The 9,593-nt window shown below is 33.1% G+C and carries 13 protein-coding genes; 5 read left to right on the top strand and 8 right to left on the bottom strand.

Features of this window, described 5'->3' with window-relative positions:
* Positions 1-295 (bottom strand): hypothetical protein (locus KO464_06605; protein MCC7573042.1); only part of this gene is annotated, 295 nt, incomplete at its 3' end.
* A 366-nt stretch (positions 296-661) separates the two neighbouring features.
* Here KO464_06605 and KO464_06600 point away from each other — a divergent pair.
* Positions 662-1,450, top strand: coding sequence for a restriction endonuclease (locus KO464_06600; GenBank protein ID MCC7573041.1), 789 nt, complete (start codon positions 662-664; stop codon positions 1,448-1,450).
* On the opposite strand, the gene KO464_06595 is transcribed toward KO464_06600, so the two are convergent.
* From KO464_06595 to KO464_06575, 5 genes are all read right to left on the bottom strand, one after another.
* Positions 1,437-2,558 carry a site-specific DNA-methyltransferase gene (locus KO464_06595; protein ID MCC7573040.1) on the bottom strand — a complete coding sequence of 374 codons (1,122 nt, stop codon included), beginning with the start codon at positions 2,556-2,558 and terminating at the stop codon, positions 1,437-1,439. The two genes, KO464_06600 and KO464_06595, sit on opposite strands and share 14 nt — an antisense overlap.
* A 212-nt stretch (positions 2,559-2,770) precedes the next feature.
* Positions 2,771-3,184, bottom strand: coding sequence for a hypothetical protein (locus KO464_06590; GenBank protein MCC7573039.1), 414 nt, complete (start codon positions 3,182-3,184; stop codon positions 2,771-2,773).
* A 52-nt stretch (positions 3,185-3,236) separates the two neighbouring features.
* Positions 3,237-3,668: a hypothetical protein gene (locus KO464_06585; GenBank protein MCC7573038.1), complete on the bottom strand. Its 432-nt coding sequence runs from the start codon at positions 3,666-3,668 to the stop codon at positions 3,237-3,239.
* Between the two features lie 27 nt (positions 3,669-3,695).
* Positions 3,696-4,436 carry a PD-(D/E)XK nuclease family protein gene (locus KO464_06580; GenBank protein ID MCC7573037.1) on the bottom strand — a complete coding sequence of 247 codons (741 nt, stop codon included), beginning with the start codon at positions 4,434-4,436 and terminating at the stop codon, positions 3,696-3,698.
* Between the two features lie 46 nt (positions 4,437-4,482).
* Positions 4,483-4,989, bottom strand: coding sequence for a hypothetical protein (locus KO464_06575; GenBank protein MCC7573036.1), 507 nt, complete (start codon positions 4,987-4,989; stop codon positions 4,483-4,485).
* An 83-nt stretch (positions 4,990-5,072) separates the two neighbouring features.
* Between KO464_06575 and KO464_06570 the strand changes: the two genes are divergently transcribed.
* Together KO464_06570 and KO464_06565 are read left to right on the top strand one after the other, a co-directional pair.
* Positions 5,073-5,465, top strand: a complete 393-nt coding sequence (locus tag KO464_06570) for a hypothetical protein (GenBank protein MCC7573035.1) — start codon at positions 5,073-5,075, stop codon at positions 5,463-5,465.
* A 49-nt stretch (positions 5,466-5,514) separates the two neighbouring features.
* Positions 5,515-5,916 (top strand): hypothetical protein, encoded by a 402-nt coding sequence (locus tag KO464_06565; GenBank protein MCC7573034.1) that lies wholly within the window; start codon positions 5,515-5,517, stop codon positions 5,914-5,916.
* 102 nt (positions 5,917-6,018) lie between these two features.
* On the opposite strand, the gene KO464_06560 is transcribed toward KO464_06565, so the two are convergent.
* Positions 6,019-7,242, bottom strand: a complete 1,224-nt coding sequence (locus tag KO464_06560) for a tyrosine-type recombinase/integrase (protein ID MCC7573033.1) — start codon at positions 7,240-7,242, stop codon at positions 6,019-6,021.
* Between the two features lie 138 nt (positions 7,243-7,380).
* Between KO464_06560 and KO464_06555 the strand changes: the two genes are divergently transcribed.
* Complete coding sequence (locus tag KO464_06555) at positions 7,381-7,623, top strand: hypothetical protein (protein MCC7573032.1); 243 nt, start codon at positions 7,381-7,383, stop codon at positions 7,621-7,623.
* Between the two features lie 83 nt (positions 7,624-7,706).
* On the top strand, positions 7,707-8,204 hold the full coding sequence (locus KO464_06550) for a hypothetical protein (GenBank protein ID MCC7573031.1): 498 nt from the start codon (positions 7,707-7,709) through the stop codon (positions 8,202-8,204).
* Between the two features lie 9 nt (positions 8,205-8,213).
* Here the strand turns inward: KO464_06550 and KO464_06545 are convergent, their stop codons facing one another.
* Positions 8,214-9,416: a PQQ-binding-like beta-propeller repeat protein gene (locus KO464_06545; GenBank protein MCC7573030.1), complete on the bottom strand. Its 1,203-nt coding sequence runs from the start codon at positions 9,414-9,416 to the stop codon at positions 8,214-8,216.
* Positions 9,417-9,593 lie beyond the last annotated feature (177 nt).

Here is a 9,593-nt window from a genome sequence, read left to right as displayed (position 1 = left end):
TCTTGTCCTTTTCCCTAAGGGGGATTATATTTAGGCCTAGATAAAAATACTTTATGGCCTGGTCAAAAAGGGGATTGATCCATACGCGCTCAGGTAACTCATCGTATGTCCTCACAAAACCGTTCTTTAGCAGTATGTCAAAGGCCTTGGCAGAAGATTTTGGGACGTTAACTATCTGGCCTTCGCTGTAAGGGCCGTATGATCTTCCATCATCCCCTATAAACTCCTCAATATCAGAAAGTATTTCTATAAGAAAATCAGAATCAGGCTCTTTTATATTATCTTCATCAGTCATTTTAACACCGGCAAGTATCAATAAGCTGACCCCGTTGACTATATTGTTTTAGAGGGAAGGGTGGAGAATTAGAAAACAAATAAAAAAATAAAAAAGAAATTATTGTAATTTTAAGGCCAAGACCAAACTAATAATTACTGCAATCAGGATATTTTTGAATGTTAATTATACTTGCAGAATGGGGGTTAATTTTTAAGGCCAAATTAAAGGGCGAGGATATTTTGAGGATAATAATCAACTAATTATATTTTCTTATTTTTTTTCGATAGTCTTATATATGATTATAATTAAAATTAAAATATCTAAAAGAATTATGTAATTATTAGAAAATATATTTTAGAATTATAAAAATTGTAGGTTGATTATATGAATATATGGACACAACGAAGTATTGACCTGGCTAACGCACCTGGCTATTTAGATAAACTAAGTGAAATTTATACTATGCTAGACAATCCCGAAAGGCCTATGCCAGAACAGGTTATAAGTCAAATTAGACATAAGTATAGCCAAAGGAGCTCAAGAGAGTTAGTTAACTTATTAATAAATCATGCCCCGGTATTTCCAGTAAAGGACTCTTATATTGGTTTTTTAAGAAAAAAACCTAGTGCCATAGATGAGAATCCAATTACCTTGGGAAGGATAGCCAATAGACTTTATTCCCTAGGATTTGATAAAATGATTGAAGAAGCTAGCCGACCAAAAGAAACAAACAGACAACTTGGTTCAGTTTTTAAGAATTGGTCGCAATCTACTTTAGGATTTCAAACTTTAGAAAAAAATAGATTCTTAGCTGCTCGAAATGGAATCTTTGTTTTGAGAGGTAGTGATAACGAACTAAAAAAATTTGCAAATAATAACTTAGGCTGTAATTTAAATAAAGGAATAGATATAGTAATAAAAATAAATGAAGAGTACGTAATCGGAGAGGCTAAATTTTTAACAACTCCTGGTGGTGAACAGGACAGAGGATTTGACGACGCACATTCTTTTATTTCTAATCGAGAGGGCAATGCTAAAAGAATAGCAATTCTTGATGGGTACATATGGCTCCAAAGCATAAGTGGATTACACGATAGGATAACTCAATATAACGAAGAAGAAGTTATACTAAGCTCTCTTCTATTAAAGGAGTTTATTCTCAGTCGGCAATAATTTCTGAATAATAGATATCATATGGCATTGGGGATTTCAATTCAGATAATCTTCTTTGAATTATTTCAATTGCTTTAGGAGAGTTATCTATACCAATCCATTTTCTCTCTAATTTTTCTGCAGCAATCAAAGTTGTCCCTGAACCGGCAAAGCAATCTAATACTATATCCCCCTTATTAGAGGAATTTTGGATTATCATTTTTAATAATTCTTCATTTTTTTCCGTAGGATAATCAGAATAACGAATTCCTTTGTCCTTAAATTCCCAAACATCTTGAATCTTCTTTCCCTTGTTATCCTCTACAAATATTTTTTTTCTTGGGTTGCCTGTACTGGACCACACAATAAGCCCTTTTTCATCTAGTTCACTTAGTTTAGAAGGAACATACCTCCAATGTCTTCCTTTTGGAGGTTTCAAACCTTTCCAAGGCTCGCTAGTTTGGCCATTAGTTTCATCGGGTGCATGTAAGGGATTTGTAGCATATCTCCTTCCATCGATGTCAATTAAGGGAAATTGTTTAATTATTTCCTCTTCAGTTAAAGGAATTCTATAATCGTTCCAAGTTAATAAATCTGGACTTAGAGTAGTCTTGGAGTAGAAATAGATTACATCTTTTATGTTTCCATATGCCTTACGATTGAAATTTTTTGGATTACATTTAATCCTAGTTATATCATTCCTAAAATTATTTTCTCCAAATATTTCATCTAAAATTATCTTAATATAATGACCTTTTTTTTGATCTAGATGAATGTAGATGCTTCCTTCATCAGATAGTAACTCATAAAGAAAAATTAATCTTTGTCTAATAAATTCAACATATTCATGACCATTTAACTTATCAGAATAAGCATGGTTATTATCTAAATCAATGAAATTTCTATCGGTTGCAAATGGAGGGTCTATATAAACTAACTTTACTTTACCTCGAATATCCGGATTTTCATAAAATGTTTTTAAAATATTTAAATTTTCCCCAAAAACTACAATATTTCTCCAGTCGTTAAACCAGTTTTCATTTTTAGAAGATTTTCTTTCTAAAACTGCCGGTTTAGTATTATTAATAATTTCTTCTTTTGGTATTTTATCAATATACTCTAGCTTCATTCCAAATAGGATTAATAAATGTAATTTAAATCTCTTTTCAATTGGTTTTTATAGACCTTCAATTAAGTAGGTAATAAGTTTATGATTAATCATGCCATAAGATCATTTTAATCTCACTGTTGTTTAAAATAAAACACGAATGTATAATTACTTCGCATAATAAGCCTTATGCGCAATAGTTATAGTTTGGCCCTAATTTTAGGGCCATAAGTTCAATCGGTCAGACACCATTTAACATCAGGGTCTTCTTCATATTCTTTTGTTCCGCAGTTAGGGCACCTTGGAGGCGCATCATGAGTGTAATTTCCACCACATTTGCACCTTCCTAGAACTTCTTCAATTAATCTAATGTATTCGTTTCTATCTATGGGGCCCCCTATATACCCATACCTATCGTTATTAATTGACTCTATAGCTTTTTCATCAGCCCCTTTAGCAATTAGTTCTGATATTTGAAGCCATTTTATATACCTCTCGTAAAGCCAATTCAATGAAAAACTATCTCCCCCACTTATTTCCTTGCCGCATTTATCGCAATGCACAACAAACCCAAGCATATTTGGACCCAGTCTTGCCTTATATTTTGTGCCGCATTCCTTGCATATGGCGCCGTATAAAACCCCCATGACAATGAATTAGATTTTTTACTATTTAGATTTAACTGGAAAAGAATTATTTTTATCCGGTCCATTTTTCTTCAAAATATTGATCTATTTCTTTCATTTCATTGCTAACAAATTTTGCAAAATTATTTTCTATTTTTGGTTTTAGTATTTCTATATCTCCACCTATATATTCATTATTTGAGAGCAAAGTTTTACTCATAACGGCATGCCACTTTGGGTTCATTTTCCTGTTGGCTACATTGAATAAGTTAGGATTCTCCATACAGAATTTGTGAAGTGTCTCTCTGTAATCTTGATTTCCTGGGCCTATACTTAATCTAAAATATAATTTTTTATTATAATTTTCAATTTCATATAAAAATATTCTTCCAGATTTAGTCCATCCTTCGCCAAGCTTTTCTATTTTTTTATCTAAGATTTTTGTAGTGAATCTATTATAAGTTTTGCCTGTAGAATCGATTTCTAGATTGAATTTGGACAGCAACTCGGCTAAGTATTCGCTTACCTCAAGTTAAAGATCAGGCTTATATTCAAAGATTAAATCAAGGGCTTTTTGATGCTTATTATAAATCTTTCTGCATATCTCCTCAATTTCTCCGTTTCCCACTAAATACCTCCTTAATATGATTTTATACTGAACGATAAAATTATAGACGTTGTTCGAAAGATAATCCTTCCTATGTAGTAAAATGTCCTCGAGTAGGTCAGCAATGTACTCATACTTGAAAGGAATCCATTCATCATCACTCGGCTCGGCATCTTCTGGCGTTAAAAAAATGAAAAATTTACTGTAATTGGGGAACTCGTTATTAACTATTTTTTTATACCTCTTAAGCTGATCATTTGTCTCAGGACTTTTAATCTTATTTTCGATTATGATGGCTACGTTTTTATTATCTATCCCTTCTTCTCTAATCAGAATCAAAACATCTATATTGTTCCACTCTCTCCTTATCTCAACATCAGAATAATCAAATATTTCAAAATCAAAAAGTGATACCTCTGAATTGATTAAACCCTTATTTATGGAGTAGAATGTCTTAAGAAACTGTTTCAAGAAATAGCTTCCCAATGAATGATTTTCATTTGGATTAAACATCCATGCTAGAAAGTTGGAATGTTTTATTTCAACATTAACCATATTCAATGTTTCAAATACATTAAATGTGTCCAGCATCCTCTCAAGTTTGTCCAAATCAGGATTATTTAGAACGAATTCTTCTAAGACTTTTTCCTTATCAAAATCTTCCATTTAATCATCTAGTTTTTTGATTTCTGGTATAAAAAGGTAACTTAATTCATTCGTGGTCCAATCTGAAATCAATCCATCTAAAGTATTGTGCATTTGGGAACTCTCTCTTGAGCTCCTTATCGTAAGTTGTCCTTGCTAGAAGGAATATTATTCTATCCTCAGAAAGTGAAATGCCTCTTTCTTTTATTTTATCTTTTAATCTATAGATGTTAGAAATTAGGAGATCATAGTTCTCTTTATTTATCCCATCTACAGAAGATCTGTCCCTTATTTTCAAAGGCTTGTCTAATATGTCTATCAGGAAAATATTTCTATCCTTCAGCTTAATCAAAAGGGATTCGTACTCTTCAACTGTGGAGGGGATTGATCTGAAGTAATGGTAGAAGATAGTTGCTGGAAGGCTTCTGTAACCTCTAACATCCCTTTTGGGATTCATCTTTGTTGGCAAATAGAAATATCTTTTCCCTGAAGGCGGTGGCCCCTCACCAACTAATAGGGTTTCGACCTTCTCCGGCCTGTACTTCTCAGATAAGTTAAAATATTGAATATCCATCCTAATCATATAAAAATTATTTTAATTTAAATCTTAGCCAAATACAATTATAAATACAAATCATTATAGTTGGAGGGATCGCAATGCCAGACAAACTCGTTCCAATAACAAAGGAGAACATAGACAAGGTGCTAGAGTTCCTGCCTTATTTTCAGAACAGAAGCAACATTTTCTACAAAGAAGGCCTGGAACATGAATATCCCATAAAGGTCTATGATTTCTTGCGGACATTATACGAGCAAAAATTCACTGTTGAATTCCCTTCCTACAAAAGAAGAAAGGACATATATTCTTTTGTTGATAGGATAATTCCTATGTCCGAAGCTAACATAGGCGACATCGCTAGCATATTCAAGATCATCTTGGCAGGGGACAGACTAACTATGGGGGGCGGATATCTAGAAGATTGTATTGATAATGGATTGGTACTTGATCTGTTAAAAAGGCTAAAAGAAATCAGGGACAAAATGGACTAAAAATATTACATAAGATAAATATAAATAATCTAAAGCTCTATTAAAAATAATGGGAATGGCATTTGATGCCGTATGTAAAAAATGCGGTACAGAATACAGGGTATCCTCAGGCGGAGGATTTGTTTTCCACAAGCTGCACTGCGATCGATGTGGAACTGAAAAAGATATATCATTTATGGAGCTTGGCGACCTTCACAATGGATACCTCAAGAGATTAAAAGTGCCATACTGCATCGCCACCGCCAAACATGATAAATTTGTGCAAGAAAATTATACCGGGGAAATAATATCTGAAGAGCAGTACCACAAAGAAATTGAAAAGTACGCAGGCAGTTGTGAATGTGGCGGGAAGTATAAATTTGATGCCCCCGCAAGATGCCCAAAATGCGGTTCGCTTGATTATGAATCTGGTGGAAAGGATGGAATAGAAAATATTATTTTATATGATTGATATTTGTTATTTTTAAGGCCAGATCCTATTAAAAAAAATGGCCCTTTCTTTTAATAGAAGTTGGAAGTGTTAAAGGATCGTTTAATGTTACAAGTGAATTTATTATTTATCGCCATTTCTCTGTAACTCAAATATCTTTTGTTTCATTTCAGGATTTGAATTAATAATTTCCATCATTTCCATAAAAATGTTTACTCCCTTCCACATATCAGGGTTTTCTGCCGCTAGTTCAAAGAATTCTTTTCTCAATTCCTTACTATGTTTTTCCAACTCAAAGATTTTTTCTTCCTTTAGAGGCATTCCACAACGATAACAATACTCCGAAGTTGGACCGCAGGTCTCCTTGCATCGAGGGCATGCTACTGGTTTTATAGTGTCATCTTTATGGATGTCCTCAATTTTAAGGCCATAGACCTTGTTATAGATGGCATTGTCTATGTCCCTCCCGGATAAATGAACATAAACTCGGGGCATATCCGAGCCAAGCTGCCATCCAAGATAATGGCACATCTCTGACTCTGTTAATTTTGAGGCCAGATGCGTTGCCCTGGTATGCCTTAGAATGTGGGGTGTTACCTTCTTTTCAATCCCAGATTTTTTTATTGCCCTTTTGATGAGATTCTGATATGATTCGTAAAATAGGGGTTTACCAAAGTTTTTGTTCCCTGTTCCTACAAACAATGGTTCATTAACATTTGGATTAGGGTGAATTTGAATCCAGTTTTTGATGTATGGCTCGGCCATTACAAATGGTACAAGTCTCTCTCCTGTTTTACCTCTTACTTTTGCTTTGCCTCCGTAGTTATTAAAGGTCAAGTCCTTAAATGTTATTGATGCAAGTTCCCCAATCCTAAGGCCACAGTCATACAAAAGAGCAATAGCTGCCTTATCTCTGGGGTGTTTGGCTCCCTCAAGTAGCTTAAGTACTTCTTCTTTTGTTAAGACCTGTGGTTTTCTTGAATGTTTTTTATCACCTTTCAATGCTTTGAGGTCTGCCCAATCCTCCCCTTTCAGCCACTTGAAGAATTTATTAAAAGTTCTCCTGTACTCATTCTTGGACGAATCAGATAGATCTTCAATCTCTATTTTCTCCAAAACTTCAATTATGTCTTTGGAAGTCCAAGTAGTGAAATCTTTGTCCTTGTATTTTTGGCAGATTATCCTTAAATCAATCATGTAACGGACTGTCCTCAATATTCCGATTCTGCTGGCAATTAGATAGCTTTTGAATTCTCTTATTATATTGACATTAGATTCAGATATGTCAGACTTTATCAAACGCCCTTCTTCATTTGAAAGCAAAACCTTTTCTTTGTAAATTCCCATAAATCGAAAATAGGTAATTGTGATATATACATTATCCATGCGCATTAGTAATAAAAAAATACGCCCAGCTCCCGCACTATTTTATGTTTCTTACCATTAAGATTATATTTGATATAATCTTTTTGTTAATTGAGTATCATGGGATTCGAAATACCCGAAATATTAAAGATATCAAAACAAATGAAAGATGAATTAATTGGTAAGAAAATTACAGATATTACTTTGACAGAACATTCAAAATCTATAATTAAACAAGGTATGTCAAATCTTGATAAAAGACAGAATGATATCTTAAACATACCTATAACTAAAATTTTCCCAAAAGGTAAATGGATATTCTTGGAATTTCAAAATAATAATATATTGATGTTTGGAGAATAATTGGGAGGTTTTCATACATTGAAAAAGGGGAACCCTTACATCTGAAGTATCATATTAGCTTTCAATTTGAAGATGAATCTGCTTTGATCTTTCAATCTTCTTTATACGCTTTTTTAACAATTGCAACAAGAGATGAGAAAAATCAGCATAGGTATGCAGGCAACATTGGTCCATCTCCAAATGAATCAGACTTCTCATTAGACTATTTTCTACAAGTACTGTCAAATAATGAAAAAAAGCCAATAAAATCAGTGCTAAATATCCAAGATCAAATATCCGGACTTGGGAATGCATATATCAATGATATTTTGTTTGAATCTGGAATCCATCCTAAACGAAAAGTTTCTAATTTAAATCAAATAGAGAGAAATAATATATTTGATTCAATAATTAAAATAATAACATCCGCAATTCAACTCGGTGGAAGTACTGATGAATTTGACCTTTATGGAAATTCAGGGGAATATTCCCGTATGATGGACAAAAATACTCTTGTTTGTAGAAAACGTGGCGAGGGAGTTATTAAAGAAAACATACTTGGTTCTTCCTCATATTTATGCCCAAAATGTCAGAAGTTATAATTTGACTATTTATTTTCTAATTCCCAATAATCTAAGTACTATGTCAAATATTCCCTTAGTTTCTTTTGTAGGATTCTCTTTAGTCTCTGCTGTTTCTTGATTAGATCCATTCTCTTTGGGATTATCATTTTTATCAGAAATATATTTATTCGCATCAAATTCTTTTTTTTCACCTATATTGAACAGAAATACTTTCTCTCTTGACGATGAAACTAAACTTGAGCTGTCTAGAGAGAGTACCAGAGAATTAATAGAATACATATAATTGGGGTCATCAAATGTTTGATAGCTCCATACCTCTTTTCCCTTGTTAGATAATACATATATTTTGTCCATAGACCCTGCGGCAATCAAAGTTCCATCTGGATTAATAGAAACTGAATAAATCCCTTTATCGTCAAGAAACTTCCATAACTGCTGACCATCATTTGAGATTAGATAGACTCCTCCTTCTCTAGAGCCTGCAACTATATACTCTCCACTAGGATTGATTTTGACATTTATTACGCCCTCATTTCTTTTAGATTTGCATAATGTTTCTCCGGTTTTCGAGATGATGAATATCCAACCATTTTTTGTTCCAGCAGTAATATATTCGCCATCAAAACTTATATCAACAGAATTGACTTCAGCATCTGCATCTATGCTCCAAAGAATTTTCCCGTCGTGGGATAATAGATATATATTATGGTTATTTGACCCAACTACAACATACTTTCCATCAGGAGTTATCTCGACTGCTGTAACTGGGGCATTAGTTTCAAGTTTCCAGAGGAGGTCCCCCTTTTTTGATAGTAAATACGCCAAACCATCGTCGGATCCAGCAATTATTCTTGAACCATCAAATGAGATTGCAACAGATTCTACTGTGTTTTCAGTGGGAAAAGTCCAGAGTAACTCTCCATTGTTTGAAAAGAAATAGATATTCTTATCTCTTGATCCCCCGACAATATATGATCCTTCAGGAGTTATATCTACAGAAAGTGCCCTATCATTTGCTAGAAATTTCCATAATATAGTTCCTTCTTTTGACAAAAGATAGAAGGTGTTATCAAGTGACCCAACAGTAATAAATGATCCATCTTGGCTTATATCGACAGAATATACTGTTTTTTCAGTATCAGCATTCCAAAGAACGCTGGAAGAAGAAACTGTTCCGGATAATATCAATAACAAAATAAAAGTGAAAAATAGTAATAGTATCTTTCTCATAGAAAACTTATAAAATCTCTTTTTTTAAATTTAATTGTAATCCTCTAAATATTAAGATGATTGTATATTAAGTCAATTAGTATAATATTCTTTTTAATTATTGTCTTATCCTGTAATTATTTCCTTTTCCTTTCATTAAAAAATCTCCCCTATTTTAGGTAGTATCTGGCAAATTAC

This window comes from Methanofastidiosum sp. (assembly GCA_020854815.1).
Lineage (GTDB): Archaea > Methanobacteriota_B > Thermococci > Methanofastidiosales > Methanofastidiosaceae > Methanofastidiosum.
This window is presented reverse-complemented; position numbering and strand designations above follow the sequence as displayed.